Genomic DNA, 23,859 nt, shown 5'->3' with positions numbered 1-23,859 from the left:
AGTGGTGAGCCTCGAACGTGTCCTGGCACCGCTGCGAGCGGCGCTGCCCGGATTGGAAGACCTGTACACCGACCTCCACCGGCATCCGGAGCTGTCGTTCGCCGAAACCCGCACCGCCGCCGAACTGGCCCGGCGCCTGGAGGCCGACGGTTACGAGGTGCACACCGGCATCGGGCGCACAGGCGTCCTCGGCGTGCTGCGCAACGGGCCCGGCCCGAAGGTGATGCTCCGCGCCGACATCGACGCGCTGCCGGTCGAGGAGAAGACAGGCCTGCCCTACGCGAGCACCGCGCGCGGGGTCGACGCCGAGGGCCGTGACGTCCCGGTGATGCACGCCTGCGGCCACGACATGCACGCCACCTGGCTCTCCGGCGCCGCCTCGCTGCTCGCGGCCGGACGCGAGCACTGGTCCGGCACGCTGATGGCCGTGTTCCAGCCGGGGGAGGAGGCCGGGGACGGCGCCGTCGGGATGGTGCGGGACGGGGTCTTCGGGCCCGCCGGCGAACCCGACGTCGTACTCGGCCAGCACGTCGTCCCCGGTCCGGCGGGCTGGGTGCTGACCAGGCCGGGCGTGATCATGGCGGCGACCGACGCGCTCCGCGTCACGCTGCACGGCCGCGGCGGGCACGGCTCGCGCCCCGAGACCACCGTGGACCCCGCCGTGCTCGCCGCGTCGGTGGTGCTCAAACTGCAGACCATCGTCTCGCGGGAGATCTCGGCGACCGAGTCGGCGGTGGTGACCGTCGGGTCGCTGCACGTCGGCACCGCGCACAACATCATCGCCGACCACGCCGTCCTCGAGGTCAACATCCGGTCGTTCGACCAGGCCGTGCGGGAGAAGGTCGTCGCGGCGGTCGAGCGGATCGTCCACGGCGAGGCCGCCACCGCGGGCGCGCCGAAGCCGCCGGAGATCGAGCGGATCGGCGCGTTCCCGGTCACCGAGAACGACGAGAAGGCCAACGAAGGGCTCACTGCCGCCTTCGTCGACCACTTCGGTGATGCCCGCGTGATGCCCGCGCCGCTGGTCACCGGCAGCGAGGACTTCAGTGAGTTCGGCCGCGCCGCCGGCGTTCCGTCGGTGTTCTGGCTGGTCGGCGGGCTGGACGCGGAGAAGGTGATCGCCGCGATGACCGCCGGCCGGTTCGAACAGGACATCCCGTCGAACCACTCGCCGCTCTTCGCGCCGATCCCGCATCCGACGCTTTCGGCCGGGGTCGAGACGCTCGTGGTCGCGGCCCTGCACCGGCTCACCCACCCGGGTGTCGGATGAGGCCGGGGAGTGGGAGCATGGAAGCCGGAGGTGGTGCTGTGAACGCGCCCGCCCACGGTCCCGAACCGAGGGAACCCGCTCCGGTGCTGATCACCGAAGCCGCCCCGTCCTACGAAGAACAACTCGCCAAGCGGAAGCGGAAGTACATCATCATGATGTCGTTCCGCATCCCGTGCCTCATCCTCGCCGGCATCTTCTACGAGACCTGGTGGCTGGCGCTGGCGCTGATCGCGATCTCGATCCCGCTGCCGTGGATCGCCGTGCTGGTGGCCAACGACCGGCCGCCGCGCAAGAGCGAGTCGGTCAACCGCTTCCAGGCCGAACCGACCCGCATCGAAGGCACTACGCACCGAGTCATCGACGGCGGCTGACCCGCTTCGGGCGTGCTATGAAAGGTCCTTTCCTTGCAAAATTTGCAAGGAAAGGACCTTTCATAGCGTTCGGTGAGGGGCTACGGCTGCGGTCCCACCTTCGCCACCGCGCGGGCACCCAGGCGGGTACCGGCCCGAAGGACCTCCACGGTCGACTCGCCGCGCAGCCACGCCGCCAGCACTCCGGCGTCGAAGGCATCCCCCGCACCGGTCGAGTCGACGCATTCGGCCGGCTTCGAAGGCACCGAGGTGATGGTGCCGCCCGCGTCGACCCAGCTGGCGCCGTCGAGACCGGCGGTGACCACGACCTCGCCCACGTAGTCCAGCAGTTCCTTCGCCGCTTCGGGATCGCTCGACCCGGTCAGCGCGATGAGTTCGCTGGTGTTCGGCATCAGCAGGTCGACGCCGCGCACGTCGTCGAGGAAGGCCGCCGGATCGGTGATCAGCGTCGCCGCCTGCGGGTCGACCGACGTCGTCAGCCCGGCCTTCTTCGCCGCCGCCAGCGAGGCGAGCGCCGCCGGTCGCGATGACGGGTACAACAGGACGTAGCCCGAGAGGTGCAGGTGACTCGCCCCGGCCAGTGCCTGCTCGGTGATGTCCTCGGGGCTGAACTTCGCGTTCGCGGCGCGGTCGGCGAGCATGCTCCGCTCACCGGCGCCGTCGACGAGCACCACGACACAGAACGTCGGTTCCTCGGGGTCCACGGCGAACTCGCAGCGGACGCCCGCCGCTTCCAGCTCGCTCTTCACCATGCGGCCGCCGGAATCGTCGCCGATCCGCGCGACCAGGGTGGTCTCCGTGTCCTCTGCCCGCAGCCACAGCGCGGTGTTCGCGCCCGCGCCGCCGCTGGTGAAGTGGACCTTCGCGCGGATGTCGCCACCGTGCGGGATGGGGCCCTCGTGCCGTGCGACCACGTCGAGCCCGACGTCGCCGACGACGACGATGCCGCCGCTCATGCCGCGTTCCCGGCGAGTTCGACGGCCACCGCGGTGGCCAGTTCCGCGTTGGACAGCACCAGCGCCTCGTTCGCGTCGAGGCTCGCACCGCCGCTCGCGGTGTGGAAGTGCTCCAGCAGCACCGGCGTGACGTCCTTGCCGTGCACCCCTTGCGTCTTCAAGAGTTCCAGCCCTTCGGCGAGCAGCCGGTCGTGCAGTTCCTTGTCCATTTCGGACGCTTCGGGGATCGGATTCGCCAGCAGCACCCCGGAATCGGCGTGCGCGCGGTGCGCCGCGATGACGGCGGCGGCCTGCGCGGCGTCGTCGACCCGCCACGGCACCTCGAATCCGGACGAGCGGAGGTAGAACGCGGGGAACTCGCCGGTGCGGTAGCCCAGCACGGGCACCGAGTTGGTCTCCAGCAGTTCGAGTGTCGCGGCGATGTCGAGTACCGACTTCACGCCGGAGCAGACGACCGTTGTCGGCACCTTCGCGAGCACGCCCAGATCGGCCGAGACGTCCCAGCTCAGCTCCGCGCCCTGGTGTACGCCGCCCAGCCCGCCGGTGGCGAACACGCCGATCCCGGCCGCGGCGGCCAGCGCCGCGGTGCTCGCGACCGTCGTCGCCCCGGAGCGGCCGAGACCGACCGCCGGGCCGATGTCGCGCAGGGAGAGCTTGTCCAGGTCCGCGCCGGGCGCGCAGACGCGTTCCAGTTGCTCGCCGGCGAGGCCGACCAGGGGGACGCCGTCGAGCACGGCGATGGTCGCGGGGACGGCGCCGCCGTCCCGCACGACCTTCTCCAGCCGCCGGGCGACGTCGAGGTTGCGGCCGGGCGGGAGACCATGGGAGAGGATGGTGCTCTCCAGCGCGACGACGGGGTCACCGGCGGCGAGGGCGGAGGCGACCTCTTCGTGAAGGGACAGTTGCGGAGTCACGAACGAACATCATCGGTGATGTGGGTCCGCGTCACGCCATCGGGTCAGCTCGTTCGTGAGGTTCTCGCGTGCCTTGCTCTCCCAGCGTGCCCGTGCGATGTCGCTGCGGTATAGCCGCGGCCGGGCCAGCAGGTTCTCCAGCACGGCCGAGCGGCCCGCGCGCCAGTCTTCGTCGGAGTAGATCGAGTACTCCTCGCGGACACCGGCCGCGTACTGCGCGTAGCTCTCCGGTGGCGCGCCGAGGATCGCGAGATCGGCGTCGAGCAGCGCCGTGGCGAGGAGGTCGTCGTCCGGGGCGGAGTGGTGGATGGTGCTGAGGACCAGGTCCTCCGCGCGGGTGACGTCGGCTGCCGGGACCCGGGCGTTGGTGAGCTCGTCGCGGGTCCAGGCCGCGCTCGCCTCTTCGTCCTCGCCGGGGCGGGCGTCGTAGACGACGTCGTGCGTCCAGGCGGCGACGGCGACGAGGGCCCGCTCGCGGGCGCTCAGGCCGAAGGCGACGGCGAGGGCACCGCTGTCGCGGGCGACGGCCGTGACGTGCCGCAGATCGTGATAGCGGCGATGCGGCTCGGCGTAGCGGGTCTGAAGGTCGTTCCACGCGACAGCGGCGATCTGGTGATCGCCGCCGAGCCTGGTGATCGCTGTCGGCCAGTCCATCTCAGTCGAAGATTCCGCGTGACTTGGCCACCTCGTGCAACCACCCTTCGAGTTGCGGCTCCCAGTTGACCCGGTCCAGCGCGGCGTGCTCGACCTTGAACAGGCCGAGGAACTCCTGCCCGCGCCCGCCGAACCCGCCGGTCTTGGACACCCGGACCCGCTTGGTCACCTCCAGCACGACCTGCGTCTCCGACGGCGAGGACAGGAAGGTCACCGCCACCGAGGTGAACACGGGCGCGAACCGCGGCGACGGGGTGAAGCGGATCTCCTGGAAGAACGGGAGCTGCTGGGTCGCGCCGTTGATCCGGCCGCGCTCCAACACGGCCTCGCGGAAGACGAAGCCGATCCGGCTGAAGGCGTCCAGTATCCGTTTCTGCGCGGGCAGCGGCTCGATCGAGGCGCCGTCGACGTCGACCGGGTCGGTGACGGAGTTCGCGATGTCGAGGCTGGTCTGCAGGCCGACGGCCATCCCGTTCAGCGGCTTGCCGAAGACGCTGGAGATCGGCGTCTCCCAGGGCAGGGCGACCTCGAACGGGATCCGGACCTGCTGGCCCGGTCCGATCCGTTCGCTGCCCGCCAGCTGCTGGGTGCCGAACTCGAGGTCCTCGACCCCCGGGCGGCGCTCGTCCGGGAGCGTGACCCTGGCGAGCAGCTTCACCGAGAGACCGTTGATCTCTTGATCGACTTCGCCGCCGAGCAGCAGGACCTCGCCGCGCAGGGGTCTGCCGGGGGAGACCGAGCGGTCGAGCAGCCGGGCGTCGATCTTCGCCCCGCCCGAACCGAATGTCGCGAGCACCTTCTGGAACATGGGCGAGATCCTGCCAGGTCGCCGGTGTGCGCAGGAGGATTTGGGGCATTATGGAGGGGTGAGTACACAGACCCTTCCGAAGCCGGATACCCGTCCCGAGGGCACCGACGGCACCGATGACGACGCGCCGAAGATGTTCCACTACGTGCGCAAGAACAAGATCGCCGAGAGCGCGGTCATGGGCACGCACGTCGTGGCGCTGTGCGGCGAGGTCTTCCCGGTGACGAAGTCGGCGAAGCCCGGTTCGCCGGTCTGCCCCGACTGCAAGAAGATCTACGACGGTCTCAAGCCGGGCGACTGACAGCCGTCCGTCCGGTGTCCGAAACCGGACAAAATCTGAAAATCCTTCACATGGTGGCTGCCCGTCCCGGTGATCGCTGGTAATCAGTACCCGCCAGCGAAACCCCGCCGGGACGGAGCCTTCATGCGTAGAACCGGGATCGTGCTCGCCATCGCCGCGTTGGTCGCGGTGTTCTCACCCGCCGCCGCCCAAGCCGTCACAGGCTGGACCACGGTCGGTTCGGACAACGCCCGCCCGCTCGACGAGGGCCAGGGCCTGGCCACCATCGAGCGGCCTTCCGGGACGACCTACCGCTACACCGGGATCACGACCGTTCCCGTGGACCTCTCCTCTCAGGGCTGGAAGCACGTCGGCGACCCGGGCTCCGCCCAGGGTTGGTACGTCGAGCCGTACCAGCGTGACGACAGGGGAGAGAAGCTCTTCCGCGTCGAGTCGCCCGACGGGAAATGGGCGAACTACAAGCACGCGCTGGAGTCGTGGGAAGCGAACAACAACTCGTTCGCCGCGGTGACCCCCGACGCGCGCTGGATGGTGGCCGGCGAGTGGGGAACGATGGACAGGCTCCTCGTGCACCCGATGCCCGGCGTCGCGCACACGAACCCGTCGGCGAACCTGCCGTACTCGTCCGCGATCCGGCTCGACAAGCCGGTGCGGGACATCCAGGGCTGCGACTTCGTCACCGCGACGCGCCTGCTGTGCGCGTCCGACGATCCCGAGGGCTCGCTCTTCGGGACGACCAAGCCGCTGCTGCAGGTCGATCTTTCCGGCGCGCTGTCCGGTTCGGACGTGACCGGGCGGGTGACCTCGCTGGGCCAGCTGCCGTTGAAGAGCACCTGCAGCGGGAACTTCGAGACCGAGGGCATCGACGTGGCCGCCGACGGGACGCTGCGAGTGGTCGTGCTGTCGCCTTCGTGGTGTGTGGCGTTCGACAGCAAGACCTGGCGGTTCCGGAAGGCCTGAACCCGCGCCGGCGCATTTAGTCGGCCGAATGCGAAAGGCACGCCGGGCGTCCCACCGGCCCGGCGTGCCTTCCTCCCCCGCCCCCAGGCCTACGAAGTCGGCTCGGGCGTCAGCGTCTCGGAAGCCGGAGCCTCCGAAGACCGTGACCGCCGAGCGTCCTTCTTCGCGCGGCGCTTCTCTTTCCGCGTCTCGACCATCGTGTACAGCGTCGGCACCAGGATCAGCGTCAGCAGGGTCGAGCTGACCAGCCCGCCGATGACCACGATCGCCAGCGGCTGCCCGATGAACCCGCCCTGGCCGGTCAGGCCGAGCGCCATCGGGACCAGCGCGAAGATGGTCGCCGCCGCGGTCATCAGGATCGGCCGCAGCCGCCGCCTGCCGCCTTCGACGACGGCGTCCGCGACGCTCATCCCCGAAGCCCGGTACTGGTTGATCAGGTCGATCAGCACGATCGCGTTGGTCACCACGATGCCGACGAGCATCAGCATCCCGATCAGCGCGGGCAGGCCCAGCGCGGTCCCGGTGGCCAGCAGCAGCCCGATCGCGCCGGTCGCCGCGAACGGGATCGACACCAGCAGGATCAGCGGCTGGATCAGGCTGCGGAACGTCGCCACCATGATCAGGTACACGATCGCGACCGCGGCCAGCAGTGCGAGGAACAGGTTCCCGAAGGCCTCCTGCTGGTCCTCGCTGACCCCGCCGAGCTTGTACGCCGCGCCACCGGTGAAGGTCAGTCCGTCCAGTTTGGACTGGATGGCCTTCGTGGTGGCGGCCAGGTCCGCGCCGGTGTTCTTGGCGGTGACCGTGGTGCTCAGCTCGCCCGAGGTGCGGTGCACCGCGGCCGGGCCGTCCACTGTGGACACATTCGCGACGGAGTCCAGCCGGACGACGCCGGTCGTGCTCGGGATCGGCAGCGCCTTGACCGCGTCCACCGACACCGGCGCCGAGCCCGCCCGCAGCACGATGTCCGTGCGCTGACCGTCCACCGGCAGCTGGGTCACCGTGCGGCCGGCGATGGCCTGGTTCGCGATCTGGCCGATCGTGGTCGCCGAAAGCCCGCTCGCGGCGGCCTTGGCGGCGTCGACCTCGACCTGCACGCGCGGCGAACCCTGCGCGAGGTCACTGGTCACCTCGGTCAGGTCCGGCACCCCGGACAGGGCCTGGCGGATCTGCTCGGCGGCGGGCTTCAGCGCGCCTTCGTCCGGTGCGGTGACGGTGATCGAGACCTGGTCCGAGTTGAACCCGCCCGCCTCCGCGCCGACCTTGACCTCGCCGAGTTCCGGCTTGTCCAGCTTGTCGCGCAAGCGATCCGAGAGCGCGTCGAGGTCGGTGTCCTTGGCGACGGTGGCCTGGATGTTGGTCGCCGTCCCGCCGCCGCCGAAGAAGCCGCCTCCGCCGATGCTCACCTGGTAGGTCTCGACGGCGGATTCGGCGGCGAGCGCCTGTTCCACCGCGCCGGCGGCCTTCTCCTTGGCTTCGGGGCTGGTGCCGGGCGGCAGCTTCTGCGACAGGCTCAGCGTCGTCGAGCCGGACTGGTCGAGGAAGTTCGTGTTCAGCCGCGAGGCCAGCCCGACCGTGCCACCGAAGATGATCAGCGCCAGCAGCACCACGGTGACACGGCGCTGGGTGGCGAACCGGATCACCGGCACATACCCGCGCTGAAGCGGCCCGCGGCGTTCCTTGTCCTCGGCGGCCAAGCGCGTGAGCTCGGCTTCTTGCTCGTTCGCGGGGGTCTTGGGCGGCTTGAGGAACCAATACGCCATCACCGGCACGATCGTCAGCGAGACCAGCAGCGACGCCAGCAGCGCCACGGTGACGGTGATCGCGAACGGCGAGAACAGCTCGCCGACGAACCCGCCCACGAAGGCGATCGGCAGGAACACCGCGACGGTGGTGAGGGTGGACGAGGTTACGGCTCCCGCCACCTCACGGACGCCGTCGAGGACAGCGCGCTGTTTCTCCTCGCCGTACGCCAGATGTCGTTTGATGTTCTCCAGCACCACGATCGAGTCGTCGACGACCCGCCCGATGGCGATGGTGAGCGCGCCGAGGGTGAGCAGGTTCAGCGACAGATCACCGGTCCACAGCGCCAGGAGCGCCACGACCACCGAAAGCGGGATCGACACCGCCGTCACGAGCGTGGAGCGCAGCGACATCAGGAACAGCAGGATCACGATGACCGCGAAAGCCAGTCCCAGCAGGCCTTCGGTGGTCAGGCCGCTGATCGCGTCCTTGACCGGGGTGCCCTGGTCGAACACGACGCTCATCTCGGCGCCGATCTTCTTCGACAGCTCGGGCAGCTTGTCGCGCACCGATTCCGAGATCGCGACCGCGTTCCCGTTCTCCACCATGGTGATCGACAGGCCGAGGCTCGGCTTGCCGTTGGTGCGCGTGATCGACGTCGGCGGCGCGAACCCGGCCTGGACGTCGGCGACGTCGCCGAGCTGCACCGGCTTGGGCGCCTGGGCGCCGGGGCGCGCTCCCGGGGTGGCCGACGGCGTCAGGTAGAGGTTCTTGATCGTGTCCACTGTGGTCGGCCCGCCGCCGACCTGGACGGTGAGCGTCTTGTCGCCTTCGGTGAGCGTCCCGGCCGGGACGGCGGCACCGGCGGTCTGCAGCGAGGTGGCGATCGACGACGGATCGACGCCCGCGGCGGCCAGTTTCGCGTAGTCCAGCGCGATGGTGACCCGCGGCTGCCGCGCGCCGGTCACCTGGACGTCGCGGACGCCTTCGATCTTGCGCAGTTCCGGCGCGACCTCCCCGGTCAGCGCGGGTGCGAGCACCTGCGGGTCACCGGTGGTCCCGGCGGCGAGCAGTACGACCGGGAGGTCGTCGGTGGACCCCGCCGAAACCGACGGCTCGCTGTTCTGCGGAAGCCGCGCCTTGACCCCGTCGACGACGCGCTGGATCTGCCCGACGGCCGCGTCGATGTCGGTGCCGAACTCGAACTGCGCGGTGATCCGCGACAGTCCCTCCGACGACGACGAGTTCAGCTCTTCGAGCCCCTTCAACCCCTGCAGCCCGCCTTCGAGCGGCTCGGTGACCTGGCGGTCGACCGCGTCCGGTGAGGCGCCCGCGTACGGCGTGATGATCTGCGCCTGCGGGAACTGCAGGGACGGGAACAGCTGCTGCTTCAGTTGCGGCAGGGCGAAAGCGCCGAAGCCGATCACAACCAGGGCGAGCAGCCCGATGAGACTTCGGTTGCGCAGGCTCAGTCTGGCCAGCGTGGACATGACGGGATCCCCCAGAAAGGCGACTCGGAACGTGCGATTGCCGCGAGCTTTTCATGGCGGAGGGCGGGCTGGATTCACACCACGGGTGGAATTTGAGTACGACTTCGGGATGAGGTCATCGACAGAACGGCGTCAACTTCGCCGTTCTGTCACCTGATCGGTTTCGCTCTGCGTTTCTTCGTTCACTGATTGTTCCGACGCGTGTTCGGCGTCACTTTCGGGAGAATCGCCGTTCTGGCGTGGACGGCGGAGCGGGACCGTCGTCCGTTCCCACAGTTTGCGGCCCTCTTCGGCGCGGATCCGTTCCCCGGCGCGTTCCATTTCCAGCCGCCGCCATTTCCGGCGCTGGCGTTTGGTCGCCTTGGCGGGCCACAGTTCCTGGATCGCGCTGTTGAAGTACGCGCCGCCGACCACCGCGAGCCCGATGAAGAACATCAGCAGCAGGAACGCGATCGGCGCGGCGAGGGCGCCGTAGGTGTAGCCGGTCTTGGTGATCCAGTTCAGGTAGATCCGCAGGCCGATGCTGGAGAGCAGGAAAACACCCATGGCGAGCATCGCGCCCGGCAGCCCGCGGTGCCACGGCAGCCGTCGCGGCAGCGAGAGTTTGTAGAGCGTGGTGAGCGCCAGCACGATCATCACGGCCAGCACCGGGTAGTACAGCGTGCCGACCCAGAACGACACCGTGTCGCGCCAGTCGTTCGGGAAGAACTGGGGGAGCAGATCCGGTCCGATCGCCAGCAGCGGCAGCCCGACCACCAGGATGACCAGCCCGGCCAGGTACAGCAGCAGCGCGAAGATCCGCTGCCAGACGTCGTTGCGGACGCCGTACTGGTCGTGCGCCACGGTGATCGCGTCGACGAACGAGGACATCGCCGACGAACCCGCCCACAGGGAGATCAGGAAGCCGATGGAGACGATCTCGCCCTTGCCGACGAACAGGATGCTGTTGACCGTCGGCTCGATGATGTCGTGGACGGCGTTGTCGCTGAAGATCGTCTTGCTGAAGGTGATGATCCGGTCGTGGACCGCGGTCACGACCTCCTGGCCGAACCAGTCGCCGACGAAGCCGAGACAGCCGAGGAGACCCAGCAGGAGCGGCGGCAGGGAGAGCGTCTGCCAGAACGCGGCTTCGGCGGCCTCGGAGAAGATGTTGCCTTCCCAGGCCTTGTTGAGCGTGCGGCTGAGCAGGCGCAACGGGCCTTTGCGGGCCTTCGCGACCTCGGCGGCCGGTTCGGGACGGCCGTTCTCCTCGCTCATGCAGCTCCTCCGCCGGCGCCGAGCGCCCTTGACGGTGTCCAGCATGGTCCATGCTGCGGCATTCGGCTCGCCACCCCTGGGTTTTCGGGTGAGTAAATCGACAACGGGGGTGGCGCTTCCGGCGTTCCATAGACCCGGCAGGTAGGCTCACTGGAGTGCCCTCACCTCAGGCGCCGGCGTCGCGGCCGGCTGGCAAAGTGAGGGTTTTCGCTTGTGACAGGGCGGATGACCAGGGGTTTCGGGTGAGGGAGGAGGGGAACCGGCATGTCTGAAACGGTTGAGCGCAAGCGCGGCGAGCTGGGCGCGCCTCCCGCGGCGAAGGACAGCACCGCCCGCCCGCTGCGTGCCTGGCAGCGCCGCGCGCTGACGAAGTACCTGACGAAGAAACCGAAGGACTTCCTGGCCGTCGCGACGCCGGGCGCGGGCAAGACGGTGTTCGGTCTCCGGATCGCCGCCGAGCTGCTGAGCGACCGGACCATCGAAGCGATCACCATCGTCGCGCCGACGGAGCACCTGAAGCACCAGTGGGCCGCCTCGGCGGCGGCCGCGGGCATCGCGATCGACTCGAACTTCCGCAACGGCGCCGGTGCCACGTCACGCGACTACCAAGGTGTCGCGCTGACCTACGCGCAGGTCGCGGCGCATCCGACGCTGCACCGCGTGCGCACCGAGAACCGCAAGACGCTGGTCATCCTCGACGAGATCCACCACGGCGGTGACGCGAAGTCCTGGGGCGACGCTGTCCGCGAGGCGTTCACGCCCGCCGTCCGCCGTCTCGCGCTGACCGGGACGCCGTTCCGCAGTGACGACTCGCAGATCCCGTTCGTCACCTACGAGCCCGACGGTTCGGGTTTCCAGCGCAGCAAGGCCGACCATTCCTACGGCTACGCCGACGCGCTCGCCGACGGCGTGGTCCGGCCGGTCGTCTTCCTCGCCTACTCCGGTGAGGCCTCCTGGCGCACGAGCGCGGGGGAGGAGTTCACCGCGCGGCTCGGCGAGCCGCTGACGGCCGAGCAGAACGCGCGGGCCTGGCGCACGGCGCTCGACCCGGCGGGCGAATGGGTCCCCGCGGTGCTGCAGGCCGCGGACACGCGCCTCGCGCAGCTGCGCGCCAACGGCATCCCGGACGCCGGCGGCCTGGTCATCGCCACCGACCAGGAGTCCGCGCGCGCCTACGCCAAGATCCTGGAGCGCCTTTCCGGCCAGACCCCGACGGTCGTCCTCTCCGACGACCCCAAGGCGTCCGGGCGGATCAAGGAGTTCGCCGACTCGACCGACCGCTGGCTGGTCGCGGTCCGGATGGTGTCCGAAGGCGTCGACGTCCCGCGCCTGGCCGTCGGCGTCTACGCCACGAGCGCGTCGACCCCGCTGTTCTTCGCGCAGGCCATCGGCCGGTACGTGCGTTCGCGCAAACCCGGCGAGACGGCCTCGGTCTTCCTGCCGAGCGTGCCGGTGCTGCTGGAACTGGCCAGTGAGCTGGAGGCGCAGCGCGACCACGTCCTCGGCAAGCCGCACCGCGAGAAGGACGGCTGGGAGGATGAGCTCCTCGCCCAGGCCAACCGCACCGAGGACGAGCCGGGCGAGGAGGAGAAGGCGTTCACCTCGCTGGGTGCCTCCGCCGAGCTCGACCAGGTCATCTACGACGGCAACTCCTTCGGCACCGCCGTGTTCTCCGGCTCCGACGAGGAGCAGGAGTACCTCGGCCTGCCGGGGCTGCTCGAACCGGACCAGGTCCGCGCCCTGCTGCGGAAGCGGCAGGAGGAGCAGCTTTCCGACGACAAGCGGCGCAAGCCGAAGGCCGAGGAGGCCGCGCCGGTCGCGCGGCCGCAGTCGGTCAGCGAGCGGCTCGGCAGCCTGCGCAAGGAGCTGAACGCGCTGGTGGGCGTGATCCACCACCGCACCAGGAAGCCGCACGGCGCGATCCACAACGAGCTGCGCCGGATCTGCGGCGGGCCGCCGACCGCGATGGCGACGGTCGAGCAGCTCGAAGAGCGCATCGTCACCCTGCGCACCTGGTAGCCGCCCCGTACCGAACGCTATGAAAGGTCCTTTCCTTGCAAAATTTGCAAGGAAAGGACCTTTCATAGCATCCGGCGGCGAGAGCACTGGGTCGTGAGCGTCCTAGGTACATGCTGCGGCGGTCGGACGACACACGTGATCAGGCGGGCGACACACGTGATCAGGCGGGCGACACACGTGATCAGGCGGGCGACACACGTGATCAGGCGGGCGACACACGTGATCAGGCGGGCGACACGCGTGATCAGATGGACGACACGCGTGATCAGGCGGACGACTCACCGTGGGACCAGCTCGTACATCGTGTCGTCCGTCCAGTCACATGAGTCGTCCCTCGGATCACGCGTGCCGTCCAGCCAGTCACGCGAAACCGCCGGTTCGGTCCAGATGGCGTCGGCGAACGCGCCGGTCCTCGCAGGGTGATCAGCTGCGCCGATCACCCTGAGTGAGTGGTGGCGGTCACACCGTCAGCGGACCTAGACTTCGTACGCCTTGCTACGGCCACGTTGCCAAACCGTGTCCATTTGATGAGGCTTAATCGATCCAGCCATCTTCCGCGAAACACGTTCGGCGGCATATGTTGTCGCCCACAACATATGCGCGATGGTGCGACGGGTCCTCCAGGATCGCCGCCCGCGAGCAAGATCGGAGAAGGAACGAGGATGCGCAGCAGAACCCTTACCCTCCTCGCCGCGACGGTGGGCGCCGGCCTGGTGCTGTCCGCCTGTGGCGCCAACACCGCAGACTCGGGCAACAGCGGCAACTCCTCGCAGTCCGCCCCTGCCCCGGGCGGTGCCGCCGCCGGCGGCAAGGTCGGTGTCATCCTGCCGGAGACCGCCACCTCCGCGCGCTGGGAGTCCTTCGACAAGCCGTTCCTGACCAAGGCGCTCAAGGACGCGGGCTTCGACGCCGACGTCCAGAACGCCCAGGGCGACGTCCAGAAGTTCACCACGCTGGCCGACGGCATGATCGCGCAGAACGTCAAGGTCCTGATCATCGCCGCCATCAACGGTGAGGTCGGTTCGGCGGTCGCCAAGAAGGCGCAGGCCGCCGGTATCCCGACGATCGACTACGACCGCCTGAACCTCGGCGGCAGCTCCGACTACTACGTCTCGTTCGACAACGAGAAGGTCGGCCAGCTGCAGGGCCAGGGCCTCGCCGACGCGCTGAAGGACAAGAAGGGCGCCGAGGTCGTCATGATCGAGGGCGCCCCGACCGACAACAACGCGACGCTGTTCGCGAACGGCCAGAAGTCCGTTCTGCAGCCGAAGTTCGCCAGCAACGACCTGAAGCTCGTCCGCGAGCAGGCCATCGACAACTGGGACAACCAGAAGGGTGGCCAGACCTTCGAGCAGATCTTGACCGACAACAAGGGCAAGGTCGACGGCGTCGTCGCCGCGAACGACGGTCTCGCCGGCGCGGTCATCACCGTGCTGAAGAAGAACGGCCTCAACGGCAAGGTCCCGGTCACCGGCCAGGACGCCACCGCGGACGGCCTCATGGCGATCCTGCGCGGCGACCAGTACATGACGGTCTTCAAGCCGATCAAGGAAGAGGCCGAGGCCGCGGCGAAGCTCGCCGTCCTGCTCGCCAAGGGCGACAAGGCCGGTGCCGACGCGCTGGCCACCGGCAAGGCGAAGGACCCGAAGGGCAACCGCGAGGTCAAGTCCGTGCTCCTCGAGCCGAAGCTGACCACCAAGGAAGGCGTCAAGGAGGTCGTGACGCAGGGCTACGTCAAGGCGGCCGAGATCTGCGGCGGCGACCTTGCGGCGGCGTGCACGCAGCTCGGTATCTCCTGACCCGTTAAATCCAGACAACCGGGCCGGGCCGCGCTCGGACACAGCGCGGCCCGGTCCGGTAACCAGCCGGGAGAATTCGAGAAACCCCCATGAGCGAACCCATCCTCGAACTGAAGCAGCTGAACAAGAGCTTCGGGCCGGTCCACGTTCTCCACGACGTGGACTTCAACGTGCGCGCCGGTGAGGTCACCGCGCTGGTCGGCGACAACGGTGCCGGCAAGTCCACTTTGGTCAAGTCGATCGCCGGCATCCACGGCTACGACTCGGGCACGGTGACGTTCCAGGGCAAACAGGTGAACATCCACGGCCCGCGTGACGCCGCGGATCTGGGGATCGAGGTCGTCTACCAGGACCTCGCCCTGGCCGAGAACCTCGACATCGTGCAGAACATGTTCCTCGGCCGGGAACGCGGCAGCAAATGGCTGCTCGACGAGGCCAGCATGGAGAAGGCGGCCCGCGAGACGCTCGCGTCGCTTTCGGTCCGCACCGTGAAGTCCGTCCGCACGCCCGTTTCCGCCCTCTCGGGTGGGCAGCGGCAGACCGTCGCGATCGCCAAGTCCGTGCTGTGGGACTCGAAGGTGGTCCTGCTCGACGAGCCGACCGCCGCGCTCGGTGTCGCACAGACCCGCCAGGTGCTCGACCTCGTCCGCCGCCTCGCGGAACAGGGCCTCGGTGTGGTGCTGATCAGCCACAACATGGCCGACGTCTTCGAGGTCGCCGACCGCATCGCGGTGCTCTACCTCGGCCGCCTCGTCGCCGAGGTGCACACCAAGGACGTCACCCACGGCCAGGTCGTGGAACTGATCACCGCCGGCCGCTCCGGCGATCTCGGCCTTGCCCGCCCCGAAGCCGCCGTCCTCTAGTACGAGGCGAGAAAGAACCGGAAATGACTGAGACACCTGCAAAGCCCGCCTCGCCGGAGGGGGGCAAGCCGGCGGCCGCCGCGCTCAACCCGTCGGCGGCCATCACGGACTTCGGCATCGACACGACATCGATGTCAACGGGTGAGGCGATCGGCGACTACTTCTCCCGGCTCAAGGCGGGACAGCTGGGTTCGCTCCCGGCGCTGCTCGGCCTGCTCGTGCTGGTGATCGTGTTCGCCTCGCTGTCGGACACCTTCCTGACGATGAACAACATCGCGAACCTGATGGCGCAGGGCGCCGGCAAGGCGATCATCGCGATGGGCATCGTGTTCGTGCTGCTGCTCGGCGAGATCGACCTGTCCGCGGGTACCGCGTCCGGCGTCACCGCCGCCGTGCTCGCGATGCACTACGTGCGCAACGGGAACCTGCTGGGCGGCATGGGGAACGGCGTGTTCATCACGTTCCTCGTGGTGCTCGCGATCGCCGGTCTGCTCGGCGTGATCCTGCGGATCTGGGCGGGCGTCGGGTTCGCCGTGCTCGCCATCGCACTGGTGCTGTCGGGAACCGCGGCCAACCCGTGGATCGAGATCGTGCTCGCGATCAGCGTCGGTGGCGCGATCGGTGTCCTCACCGGGTTCCTCGTCTCGAAGATCGGGATGCCCTCGTTCGTCGTGACGCTGGCGCTCTTCCTCGCCTGGCAGGGTGTCATCCTCCAGTTCATCGGCGAGGGCGGCACGCTCGGCATCAGCACCTCGGACGTGCTGTTCAAGGTCGCCAACGGCAACCTGTCCACTTTGGGCAGCTGGATCCTCTTCCTGGTCTTCGCGGGCGGTTTCGCCGCGGTGAGCCTCGGCCAGCACTTCTCCCGGCTCAAACGCGGCCTGGTCACCCAGCCGACGCCGATGGTGCTGTTCAAGGTCGGCGCGATCGGCGTGGTCGCCGCGATCGCGACGTACCTGCTGACGCTGAACCGCGCGCCCAACCCGAACATCGTGATCTCCGGTGTCCCGTACGTCGTGCCGATCGTGCTCGCCCTGCTGGTGCTCGGCACCTACGTGCTCAACCGCACCCAGTACGGCCGCCACATCTACGCCGTCGGCGGCAACCGTGAAGCGGCCCGCCGCGCCGGTATCAACGTCGAGAAGATCCGCGCCTCGGTGTTCGTCATCTGCTCGGCGGTGGCGGCGATCGGCGCGATCGTCTACTCGTCGAAGGTCGGTTCGGTCGACCCGCAGGCCGGTGGCCTCAACACGCTGCTGTTCGCGGTCGGCGCCGCCGTCATCGGTGGTACGTCACTGTTCGGCGGCAAGGGCCGGGTCGTCGACGCGGTGATCGGTGGCCTCGTGCTCGCGGTCGTCGAGAACGCCTTGGGCCTGCTCAAGCAGTCGGCGGCGGTGGTCAACATCGTCACCGGGCTCGTGCTGCTGCTCGCGGCCACGGTGGACGCGCTGTCCCGGCGCCGCGCGGCTGCGTCGCCGCGCTGAGTCCGCATGGAATGATGAAGTCCGTGACCAGCACACCCGTTGCACGACCAGACGAGGTGCGCAGGCACAACCGCACGACCTTGCTCCGGTTGCTGCACGTCAGCGGCCCGAGCACCAGGGCGACCTTGGCGACCTCGCTGGGGCTCAACCGCAGCACCATCAAGACCCTCGTCGACGGCCTCGCGGAAGCGGGTGTCGTCGAGGAGCGGGTCCCCAGGCCGGGACGAGGGGCGGGCCGTCCCTCGCTCCTGGTCCTGCCGCAGCCGCACGCGGCGGTGGTGCTCGCGGTCGACCTCCAGGTCGAACACGTGGCGATCGCGCTGGTCGGGTTCGGCGGCCAGATCCTCGGGCGCAACAGCTGGAACCTCCGCGGCCGGATGCGGGAGGCCGACGAGGTGATCACCCACGTGATCGAGTCGACCACCGTACTGGCGGGCGACCTCGGCGTGCAGCCGATCGCCGCGGGGGTGTCCGTGCCCGGCGTCGTCCGCCGGACGGACGGGCACGTCCACGAGGCGCCCAACCTGCGCTGGACCGACGTGGCGCTCGGGGAACGGCTCGGCGGTGTGCTGCGCATTCCCGTCCTGGTCGGCAACGACGCCGAACTCGGGGCCATCGCCGAACACCTGCGCGGTGCCGCGCGGGGCTCGTCCGACGCCGTGTACGTCTCCGCCGACGTCGGGGTCGGGGGAGGGATCATCGCGGACGGCTCGTCGCTGCGCGGCGGCTCCGGGTACGTCGGCGAGATCGGGCACATGGCGATCCGGCCGGGCGGCCGTCCCTGCTACTGCGGGTCCAGCGGCTGCTGGGAGACCGAGGTCGGCGAGGCGGCCCTGTGCCGCGCGCTCGACCTGCCCGAGGACACCCCGCGCGGGGCGATCCTGTTCGAACTGCGCGAACTGGGCCGGGATCCGCGCGCGGCCGAGGAACGGCTCTCGGAGTTCGCGGAGTGGCTGACGCTGGGCCTGGTGAACGTGGTCAACCTGCTCGGCCCGCAGCTGGTCGTGCTGGGCGACCTGCTCACCGTGCTGCCCGATTCGGTCGTGCGGACGGTGGCGGCCGAGGTGCGGCGGCGGAGTCTCGTCAGCCGTGCCGTCGGCGGGACTCAGATCGTGAGCTCGGCGCTCGGCGCGGACGTGAAGCTGCTGGGCGCGGCCGAAGCAGCCTTCGAGATGATCCTGGACACCGTCTAGGTCTTCACCAGACCGGAAAGCAGGGCCACCAGGGCGGCGAGGGACTTCTCCTTCGCCGCTTCGGGGTCTTCGGCGTGCGCGATCATCAGCGCGGCCTCCGCGCAGGCACTAAGCACTAGTTGGGCGAGCTCCGGGATCGGCGCGTCGATCAGCCGCCCTTCCGCGGCGACACCTTCCAGGAACTCCGTGATCAGGCCCAGGCCGTACCGGTTCTCCAGCTCGCGCCATTCCGGCCAGCCGAGGACGGAGATGGCGTCGGTGAGCGAGATCCGCACCACCTCGGGCCGCAGGCACAGGTCCAGGAAGCGGCCCAGCGCGCCGATGGCCGCCGACCACGGATCGTCCACCGACCGCGCGAACGCCCGAAGCTCCTCGGTGATCTCGGTTTCGATCTGCTCGATCACCGCGCGGAACAGCCCCTGTTTGTCCCCGAAGTGGTGGTACAGCGCGCCACGGGTGACGCCTGCCGCCCGGACGATCTCGTCGGCGGGCACGGCGGCGTAACCCGGGTCGGCGAACAGCTTCCGCGCCGCGGTGATCAACGCGGCCTGCGTCGACTGCGATCGTTCGGTCTGGCTACGTCGTGGCGTGGGCACGCAGGAATTCCACCATCATGCCGCTCAGCCGCTCCGCCTGGTCCTCCGGCACGAAGGCGTAGGAGTCCTCGATCGTCTTCAGTTCGGCGTTCGGCAGGACCCCGGCGAGCTTGCGGCCCAGCCACAGTGGGAAGTGCCGGTCTTCGGGCGCCCAGGCCAGCAGCACCGGCTTCTCGAACGCGGGAAGCCGCTCGGCCGCGGTCAGCGTGTAGCGCTTGTCGACCGCGACGAGGAACCGGCGCAGATCGTCGCGGATCTCCGGGCTCCGCCTGCTGGGCAGCAGATAGGCGTCGAGGATGTGCTCCGGGACCGGGTGCTTGGCCAGCCAGAGGAAGTCCGTCGTCTTCAACAGCCACCGCCAGCGCAACGCCAGGATCACCGCCCGGACGCCGCCGGGGATCCGGGCCAGCGGGGTCAGCCCCGCGAACATCGGCGGCAGGAACCGCTCGAAGGAGTCCGACGGGGTCAGTACGACACGGCCCACCCGTGCCGGGGACGTGGTCATGAGCAGTTGCGTGAGCGCGCCGCCGGTGTCGTTCGCGACCACGGTGACGTCGGTCAGGTCGAGTACTTCGAGGAACCGCGCGATCAGCGCGGCGACCCCGGGCGGGCTCAGGTCGGCGTCGGGGGCAGGGATCTCGTGCGAGCCCAGCGGCCAGTCCGGGGTCAGGCAGCGGAAGCCGGCGTCGGCGACCGTGGGAGCCACCTTGCGCCAGAGCAAGCCGTTGGTCAGCAGTCCGTGCACGAAGACCACGGGAGGGCCTTCGCCGCGGTCGCGGTAGCGGACGCGGGCGCCGCCGAGATCCACCTCGTGCACTTCGCCAAGGAGGTCGTGGTTCGTCATGGCAACTAACATACATGCTGTCTGTATGTGTTTGAAGGCAAAACCAGGGCGGCCGCAGGCAAAAAACAGGGCGGCCGGCTCTCTCCCTGGGGAGTAGCCGGCCGCCGGTGGTCGTGGACTGGTGGACTACCGCTGAATGTCCGCGGACATTTCCTTGAGCTTCGTTTCGTGTGCGCGGGCGTGGTGACCACAGAAGAGCAACTCGCCACCGGTGCTGAGAATGGCTCGAACCTGAGCTGCCGCACCGCACCGGTCACATCGGTCGACAGCGGTCAGTTCGGGGCGGGTGAGCGTCGGCGAAGTCATTGGAGTCTCCCTCCGTCCCGGCACCGGTGACCCGGTGCCATCGATCCAGCTACGACCACTTCGGCACTGATGCCGGAAACGTTCGTTCCCGGCCCCGCCGTGTTCGTGCTTCCACTCTTCCAGACGTTTGGCGACCCGCAAGTGTTCCCGTGCGGGTGTCTCATTTGTCACTGGTAATTACCTCGGATGTCGTAGCGTAATCACGCAAAGTAGGAGAAGACTCCCCGTCGAACCGTCTTTTCCCACGTCAGGCACCATGCGGGGGTGGGTATCGCAGTCGTCCGGAACCGCCTTCCGAGCGCGCCCGCACCGATCTTGTTCGTTCTCAGCGGAATTTCCATGTACGCCGGTGCGGCCGTCGCCGTAGGTCTCTTTTCGGTCGCCTCCCCCGCGGGGGTGGCCTGGCTCCGCTGTCTCGGGGCGGCGATGGTCCTCCTCGCGTGGCGCAGACCGCCCCGCTCGGCGTGGACCGGGCGCACGTTCCTGCTCGCGGGCGCCTTCGGCGTCGTCACCGCCGGGATGAACGTGCTCTTCTACGAGGCGATCGCCCGGCTGCCCCTCGGCACCGCGGTCGCCCTCGAGTTCACCGGGCCCGTGGTGGTGGCGGCGTTCGGCTCGCGGACCCGCCGCGACGTCTTCGCGCTGCTGCTGGTGGCGGCAGGGGTGCTCGCCATCGCGGACGTCCGGCTCGAAGGCAGCCTGTCCGGCGTGCTCTTCGCGCTGGCCGCGGCCGCCGCCTGGGCCGGGTACATCCTGCTCGGGAAGCGGGTCGCGGTCGGCGGGAACGGCATCGACGGGCTGGCCGTCGGGTTCACCGTCGGCACCGTGGTGCTGTCGCCGCTGGCGCTCGGGACCGGCGCCGTGTGGGGTTCGCCACGCCTGCTCCTGCTGGGCGTCGGGGTCGGTGTGCTCGCGACCGTCGTGCCGTACGCGCTCGATCAGGTGGTCCTGCGCAAGGCGGGGCAGGCGCGGTTCGCCCTGTTGCTCGCGCTGCTGCCGGTCACGGCGGGGGTGATCGGCTTCCTCTGGCTCCGGCAGGTCCCGGCCCTGCCCGAGGCGCTCGGCACGCTGGCCGTCGTCGCCGGGGTGGCGCTGCGCTCGCCGGGGAAACGTGATGGCCCGGCGCCCCTCTGAGCGGGATACTGACCAGTCTGTGGCGCTTCGAGCACCAGGAGGACACGTGGCCGAGATCCGGCGGGCCAGGACCGTCGAAGAGGTCGTCGCCGCCCAGCACCTGTTCGACGGGCCCGCGGAACGGACGGCGTCCGAGAAGTTCCTCGCGGGGGAGGAGAACCACCTCCTGATCGCCTACGAGGACGGCGAACCCGCGGGGATGATCACCGGCACCGAGGTGACGCATCCGGACAAGGGCACCGAGATGTTCCTCAACGAACTCGACGTCAGCCCGGACTACCAGCGGCGCGGGATCGGCCGCGACCTGGTCGACGCGCTGGCCGGGATCGCGCGGGAGCGCGGCTGCCGCGGGATGTGGGTCGGGGTCGAAACGGACAACGAGGCCGCGCTGGCGACCTACGCTTCGGCCGGGGCGGCGAACGAAGGGCCGTTCGTCATGCAGTCGTGGACGTTCGAAGACTGATGTCCTCCGGAATCGACGGCGACCGGACGGGGCTGTCCGGTCGCCGCTGGCTGCCCGGCGGCGAGCACCTCGTCGCCGTCGCGCGGGCCGAACTCCCGCAAAAAGACGGGCTCGCCGGGCCGTTCACGGCGCTGGCCGCCCTGCGCGCGGCGGGGTTCGACGTCGCGGGCCAGGACGACGTCGCGGCTTTGTCGGGAACCACGACGGAGGGCCTGTCACGGGCCATCGGCACGCTGTCGGGCGGACGGCTCGTGGCGGTGCCCGCCCTCGGTGACCGGTCACCGCAGTCGGTGTTCATGCTCCTGGCCGCGCTGTGGCCACTGCCTCGGGTCGCGGTGATCGCGGAGGTCGACCCGGCCGAGTTCGGCGCGCACGACACGCCCGAGCGGGCGCTGCTCGACTACCTCGATACCGGTATCCCACCGCTGTGGTCGTCCCGCTGGCGACCGGCCGAGGCGCATTTCGTGCTGGCGGCCGGGATGCGGATCGGCACCGAGGGAACGCTGGTGTCCATTATGGATGGTCGGCACGGGTTGCACGACCAGCCGGTGGAATGGCTGGCCGCGGCGCTGAAGCGGATGCTGGTCGTGGTGGACGACGGCGACACCGAGGCCGCCGTCGCCGCGATCACGACGGCCGGTCTGTGGAGCTGAGGCCGTCCTTGGCGAAGCGGGAATGCTTGCGCCCGTAGAAGACGTAGATCAGCAGGCCGAGCACCAGCCACGCGGCGAACCGCAGCCAGGTCATCACGTCCAGGTTGAGCATCAGGTAGAAGCACGCCAGCGCCGCCACGATCGGCAGATAGGGCGAGAACGGCACGGTGAACGGGCGATCCAGGTCCGGACGGCGCTTGCGCAGCGCCGGGACCGCCAGCGCGACGATGATCATCGCCGACAGTGCGCCGATGCTGACCATGTCGGCTAGTTCAGAGATCGGGACCAGCGCGGCCAGCACCGCGATCAGCACGGCGCCGGCGATGGTCATCCGGTGCGGGGTGCCCCAGCGCGGATGCGCGGTACCGAACTTCTTCGGCAGCAGGCCGTCGCGGCCCATCGCGTACCCGATCCGGCCGATCGTCACCAGTTCCACCATCATCACCGACGTCAGCCCGGTGACCGCGCCGAGCGAGATCAGCGCGCCCACCCAGTGCTGCCCGACCCGGTCGAAGGCGTCGGCGAGCGGGGCGCCCGTGTCGATCTCGGCGAACGGCACCATCCCGGTCAGCACCAGCGAGACCCCGATGTAGAGCAGCGCGCAGACCCCGAGCGCGCCGAGGATGCCGACCCGCAGATCGCGTTTGGGGTTCACGGTCTCCTCGCCGAGGTTGGCGAGCGCCTCGAAACCGGTGTAGGCGAAGAAAACGACCGCGGCGGCCGTCACCATCCCGGCGATACCGTAGACGGACTGTTCGAGCCCGAGCGCGGCTTGCACGATCGGCTGATGCAGGGCTCCGGCCGTCTCCGTCGGCGGCTGGGCGGCCGGGATGAACGGTGTGAGGTTCTCGCCGCGGATGTAGAACACGCCGACCGCGAGGATCAGCACGCACACCGCGACCTTCACCAGCACGAGCAGATTCGTCACCCGCGCCGATTCCTTGATCCCGATGACGGCGATCACGGTCAGCACGGCGATGATCGCGACCGCGCCTATGTTCACTTTCGCGTCTTCGCCGAACCACTCGGGGGAGAGCCCCATCAGATTCGCGAGATAGCCGGACCAGCCGCGTGACACGACGGCCGCGCCGAGGGCGAACTCGAGCAGCAGGTCCCAGCCGATGATCCAGGCGAAAGTCTCGCCGAGAGTGGCGAAGGCGTAGGTGTAGGCGCTTCCCGCCGTCGGCACGCTGGAGGCGAGTTCGGCGTAACAGAGCGCGGCCATCCCGGCCACGACGGCGCCGAGCACGAACGACAACGTGACCGAAGGGCCCGCGTGGGATTTCGCTTCGACACCCGCGAGGGTGAAGATCCCGGTACCGATGATGATGCCGACCCCGAAGCCGACCAGATCGCGCGCTTTGAGGCGGCGTTTCAGCTCACCCGAGTCCTGCCGTTTCAGGACCTCGTCCACGTCCAGAGTTCGCCGCATGAAGGCTCACGCTAGAAGATCGCCGCCCACCTCGCAGATCGGTGGGAGCCGAAGCTCGCAGGGCCGGGTGGGCCGGAGTGGTCGTGAGTGGTAAGTCGCATTCTAACGTCACTTACCACTCACGACCCACCCAACCGACGCCTCACCGGTCACCAAGCACTTCAGCCGCCGAGCAGCACCGTCGCGAGCTCACCCCGGCCCGGACCTGCGCCCGACAACCGAGCAGGGAAGATCCCGGACGTTCGGGGCGCGCCGATAAATAAACCGTATATTTTGATTTCGGCTGTCATGCTTGTGTTATGGGTTCGGTGGAGGATGTCGAGGCGGTACTGGCGGCGAAGTTCGAGGC

The 23,859-nt window shown here is 69.3% G+C and carries 23 protein-coding genes; 12 read left to right on the top strand and 11 right to left on the bottom strand.

The window, feature by feature from the left end; genetic code table 11:
• Window positions 1–4 precede the first annotated feature (4 nt).
• Together ACFOSH_RS00955 and ACFOSH_RS00950 are read left to right on the top strand one after the other, a co-directional pair.
• Window positions 5–1,270: an amidohydrolase gene (locus tag ACFOSH_RS00955; RefSeq protein ID WP_378236636.1), complete on the top strand. Its 1,266-nt coding sequence runs from the start codon at window positions 5–7 to the stop codon at window positions 1,268–1,270.
• Between the two features lie 17 nt (window positions 1,271–1,287).
• Window positions 1,288–1,641: a DUF3099 domain-containing protein gene (locus ACFOSH_RS00950; RefSeq protein ID WP_378236635.1), complete on the top strand. Its 354-nt coding sequence runs from the start codon at window positions 1,288–1,290 to the stop codon at window positions 1,639–1,641.
• Between the two features lie 80 nt (window positions 1,642–1,721).
• Here the strand turns inward: ACFOSH_RS00950 and ACFOSH_RS00945 are convergent, their stop codons facing one another.
• From ACFOSH_RS00945 to ACFOSH_RS00930, 4 genes are read right to left on the bottom strand one after another with little or no spacing between them, the layout of a single operon-like run.
• Window positions 1,722–2,597, bottom strand: a complete 876-nt coding sequence (locus ACFOSH_RS00945; protein WP_378236634.1) for a carbohydrate kinase family protein — start codon at window positions 2,595–2,597, stop codon at window positions 1,722–1,724.
• Window positions 2,594–3,511, bottom strand: a complete 918-nt coding sequence (locus ACFOSH_RS00940) for a pseudouridine-5'-phosphate glycosidase (RefSeq protein ID WP_378236633.1) — start codon at window positions 3,509–3,511, stop codon at window positions 2,594–2,596. The genes ACFOSH_RS00945 and ACFOSH_RS00940 overlap by 4 nt, the downstream gene beginning before the upstream one ends.
• Before the next feature lie 9 nt (window positions 3,512–3,520).
• A complete protein-coding gene (locus tag ACFOSH_RS00935) occupies window positions 3,521–4,165 on the bottom strand; it encodes an HD domain-containing protein (protein WP_378236632.1) in 645 nt (214 codons plus the stop codon).
• Between the two features lies 1 nt (window position 4,166).
• The gene (locus ACFOSH_RS00930; RefSeq protein WP_378236631.1) at window positions 4,167–4,973 is read right to left on the bottom strand and encodes a sporulation protein; all 807 of its coding nucleotides are present in this window, start codon (window positions 4,971–4,973) and stop codon (window positions 4,167–4,169) included.
• Window positions 4,974–5,031: 58 nt separating this feature from the next.
• On the opposite strand from ACFOSH_RS00930, the gene ACFOSH_RS00925 reads away from it, so the two are divergent.
• Both ACFOSH_RS00925 and ACFOSH_RS00920 read left to right on the top strand, forming a co-directional pair.
• Window positions 5,032–5,274 (top strand): DUF3039 domain-containing protein, encoded by a 243-nt coding sequence (locus ACFOSH_RS00925; protein ID WP_005164469.1) that lies wholly within the window; start codon window positions 5,032–5,034, stop codon window positions 5,272–5,274.
• A 123-nt stretch (window positions 5,275–5,397) separates the two neighbouring features.
• Window positions 5,398–6,234 carry a hypothetical protein gene (locus ACFOSH_RS00920; protein ID WP_378236630.1) on the top strand — a complete coding sequence of 279 codons (837 nt, stop codon included), beginning with the start codon at window positions 5,398–5,400 and terminating at the stop codon, window positions 6,232–6,234.
• Between the two features lie 89 nt (window positions 6,235–6,323).
• On the opposite strand, the gene ACFOSH_RS00915 is transcribed toward ACFOSH_RS00920, so the two are convergent.
• Both ACFOSH_RS00915 and ACFOSH_RS00910 read right to left on the bottom strand, forming a co-directional pair.
• Window positions 6,324–9,467: an efflux RND transporter permease subunit gene (locus tag ACFOSH_RS00915; RefSeq protein WP_378236629.1), complete on the bottom strand. Its 3,144-nt coding sequence runs from the start codon at window positions 9,465–9,467 to the stop codon at window positions 6,324–6,326.
• 132 nt (window positions 9,468–9,599) lie between these two features.
• The gene (locus ACFOSH_RS00910; protein WP_378236628.1) at window positions 9,600–10,724 is read right to left on the bottom strand and encodes a YihY/virulence factor BrkB family protein; all 1,125 of its coding nucleotides are present in this window, start codon (window positions 10,722–10,724) and stop codon (window positions 9,600–9,602) included.
• Window positions 10,725–10,988: 264 nt separating this feature from the next.
• Here ACFOSH_RS00910 and ACFOSH_RS00905 point away from each other — a divergent pair, with 264 nt between their 5' ends.
• The 5 genes from ACFOSH_RS00905 (at window position 10,989) to ACFOSH_RS00885 (ending at window position 18,082) form a co-directional block, all read left to right on the top strand.
• The gene (locus ACFOSH_RS00905; RefSeq protein WP_378236627.1) at window positions 10,989–12,743 is read left to right on the top strand and encodes a DEAD/DEAH box helicase; all 1,755 of its coding nucleotides are present in this window, start codon (window positions 10,989–10,991) and stop codon (window positions 12,741–12,743) included.
• Window positions 12,744–13,405: 662 nt separating this feature from the next.
• Window positions 13,406–14,542 (top strand): sugar ABC transporter substrate-binding protein, encoded by a 1,137-nt coding sequence (locus tag ACFOSH_RS00900; RefSeq protein ID WP_093932599.1) that lies wholly within the window; start codon window positions 13,406–13,408, stop codon window positions 14,540–14,542.
• An 89-nt stretch (window positions 14,543–14,631) separates the two neighbouring features.
• Complete coding sequence (locus ACFOSH_RS00895; RefSeq protein WP_005164482.1) at window positions 14,632–15,405, top strand: ATP-binding cassette domain-containing protein; 774 nt, start codon at window positions 14,632–14,634, stop codon at window positions 15,403–15,405.
• A gap of 23 nt (window positions 15,406–15,428) precedes the next feature.
• Window positions 15,429–16,889, top strand: coding sequence for a sugar ABC transporter permease (locus ACFOSH_RS00890; RefSeq protein ID WP_378236626.1), 1,461 nt, complete (start codon window positions 15,429–15,431; stop codon window positions 16,887–16,889).
• An 11-nt stretch (window positions 16,890–16,900) separates the two neighbouring features.
• Complete coding sequence (locus ACFOSH_RS00885) at window positions 16,901–18,082, top strand: ROK family transcriptional regulator (protein ID WP_378236625.1); 1,182 nt, start codon at window positions 16,901–16,903, stop codon at window positions 18,080–18,082.
• Here the strand turns inward: ACFOSH_RS00885 and ACFOSH_RS00880 are convergent.
• From ACFOSH_RS00880 to ACFOSH_RS00870, 3 genes are all read right to left on the bottom strand, one after another.
• Window positions 18,079–18,678, bottom strand: a complete 600-nt coding sequence (locus ACFOSH_RS00880) for a TetR/AcrR family transcriptional regulator (RefSeq protein WP_378236624.1) — start codon at window positions 18,676–18,678, stop codon at window positions 18,079–18,081. The two genes, ACFOSH_RS00885 and ACFOSH_RS00880, sit on opposite strands and share 4 nt — an antisense overlap.
• Entirely contained in the window at window positions 18,659–19,522 is an 864-nt protein-coding gene (locus tag ACFOSH_RS00875) for an alpha/beta fold hydrolase (protein WP_378236623.1), read from the bottom strand. Before ACFOSH_RS00875 ends, ACFOSH_RS00880 begins: the two co-directional genes overlap by 20 nt.
• A 126-nt stretch (window positions 19,523–19,648) precedes the next feature.
• Window positions 19,649–19,828 (bottom strand): DUF7455 domain-containing protein, encoded by a 180-nt coding sequence (locus ACFOSH_RS00870; RefSeq protein WP_378236622.1) that lies wholly within the window; start codon window positions 19,826–19,828, stop codon window positions 19,649–19,651.
• Window positions 19,829–20,167: 339 nt separating this feature from the next.
• On the opposite strand from ACFOSH_RS00870, the gene ACFOSH_RS00865 reads away from it, so the two are divergent.
• Genes ACFOSH_RS00865 through ACFOSH_RS00855 form a run of 3 tightly spaced genes read left to right on the top strand, consistent with a single transcriptional unit; the run spans window position 20,168 to window position 22,078 of the window.
• Window positions 20,168–20,962: an EamA family transporter gene (locus ACFOSH_RS00865; RefSeq protein ID WP_378236621.1), complete on the top strand. Its 795-nt coding sequence runs from the start codon at window positions 20,168–20,170 to the stop codon at window positions 20,960–20,962.
• A gap of 46 nt (window positions 20,963–21,008) precedes the next feature.
• Window positions 21,009–21,425 (top strand): GNAT family N-acetyltransferase, encoded by a 417-nt coding sequence (locus tag ACFOSH_RS00860; RefSeq protein WP_378236620.1) that lies wholly within the window; start codon window positions 21,009–21,011, stop codon window positions 21,423–21,425.
• Window positions 21,425–22,078 carry a DUF6885 family protein gene (locus ACFOSH_RS00855; protein WP_378236729.1) on the top strand — a complete coding sequence of 218 codons (654 nt, stop codon included), beginning with the start codon at window positions 21,425–21,427 and terminating at the stop codon, window positions 22,076–22,078. Before ACFOSH_RS00860 ends, ACFOSH_RS00855 begins: the two co-directional genes overlap by 1 nt.
• Here ACFOSH_RS00855 and ACFOSH_RS00850 read toward each other — a convergent pair.
• Window positions 22,053–23,492 carry an APC family permease gene (locus ACFOSH_RS00850; protein ID WP_378236728.1) on the bottom strand — a complete coding sequence of 480 codons (1,440 nt, stop codon included), beginning with the start codon at window positions 23,490–23,492 and terminating at the stop codon, window positions 22,053–22,055. The two genes, ACFOSH_RS00855 and ACFOSH_RS00850, sit on opposite strands and share 26 nt — an antisense overlap.
• A 179-nt stretch (window positions 23,493–23,671) precedes the next feature.
• Window positions 23,672–23,859: hypothetical protein (locus tag ACFOSH_RS00845; protein ID WP_378236619.1), on the bottom strand; the 188-nt coding region annotated here is incomplete at its 5' end.

This window comes from Amycolatopsis speibonae (genome assembly GCF_042647925.1).
GTDB classification, from domain to species: Bacteria; Actinomycetota; Actinomycetes; order Mycobacteriales; family Pseudonocardiaceae; genus Amycolatopsis; species Amycolatopsis speibonae.
This window is presented reverse-complemented; position numbering and strand designations above follow the sequence as displayed.

Excerpts from the sequence above, each read along its gene's own strand:
- ACFOSH_RS00950 (WP_378236635.1), top strand. The coding sequence starts at position 1,288 with ATGGAAGCCGGAGGTGGTGCTGTGAACGCGCCCGCCCACGGTCCCGAA.
- ACFOSH_RS00945 (WP_378236634.1), bottom strand. The coding sequence starts at position 2,597 with ATGAGCGGCGGCATCGTCGTCGTCGGCGACGTCGGGCTCGACGTGGTC.
- ACFOSH_RS00935 (WP_378236632.1), bottom strand. The coding sequence starts at position 4,165 with ATGGACTGGCCGACAGCGATCACCAGGCTCGGCGGCGATCACCAGATC.
- ACFOSH_RS00930 (WP_378236631.1), bottom strand. The coding sequence starts at position 4,973 with ATGTTCCAGAAGGTGCTCGCGACATTCGGTTCGGGCGGGGCGAAGATC.
- ACFOSH_RS00920 (WP_378236630.1), top strand. The coding sequence starts at position 5,398 with ATGCGTAGAACCGGGATCGTGCTCGCCATCGCCGCGTTGGTCGCGGTG.
- ACFOSH_RS00915 (WP_378236629.1), bottom strand. The coding sequence starts at position 9,467 with ATGTCCACGCTGGCCAGACTGAGCCTGCGCAACCGAAGTCTCATCGGG.
- ACFOSH_RS00910 (WP_378236628.1), bottom strand. The coding sequence starts at position 10,724 with ATGAGCGAGGAGAACGGCCGTCCCGAACCGGCCGCCGAGGTCGCGAAG.
- ACFOSH_RS00905 (WP_378236627.1), top strand. The coding sequence starts at position 10,989 with ATGTCTGAAACGGTTGAGCGCAAGCGCGGCGAGCTGGGCGCGCCTCCC.
- ACFOSH_RS00900 (WP_093932599.1), top strand. The coding sequence starts at position 13,406 with ATGCGCAGCAGAACCCTTACCCTCCTCGCCGCGACGGTGGGCGCCGGC.
- ACFOSH_RS00895 (WP_005164482.1), top strand. The coding sequence starts at position 14,632 with ATGAGCGAACCCATCCTCGAACTGAAGCAGCTGAACAAGAGCTTCGGG.
- ACFOSH_RS00890 (WP_378236626.1), top strand. The coding sequence starts at position 15,429 with ATGACTGAGACACCTGCAAAGCCCGCCTCGCCGGAGGGGGGCAAGCCG.
- ACFOSH_RS00885 (WP_378236625.1), top strand. The coding sequence starts at position 16,901 with ATGATGAAGTCCGTGACCAGCACACCCGTTGCACGACCAGACGAGGTG.
- ACFOSH_RS00875 (WP_378236623.1), bottom strand. The coding sequence starts at position 19,522 with ATGACGAACCACGACCTCCTTGGCGAAGTGCACGAGGTGGATCTCGGC.
- ACFOSH_RS00870 (WP_378236622.1), bottom strand. The coding sequence starts at position 19,828 with ATGACTTCGCCGACGCTCACCCGCCCCGAACTGACCGCTGTCGACCGA.
- ACFOSH_RS00865 (WP_378236621.1), top strand. The coding sequence starts at position 20,168 with ATGTACGCCGGTGCGGCCGTCGCCGTAGGTCTCTTTTCGGTCGCCTCC.
- ACFOSH_RS00855 (WP_378236729.1), top strand. The coding sequence starts at position 21,425 with ATGTCCTCCGGAATCGACGGCGACCGGACGGGGCTGTCCGGTCGCCGC.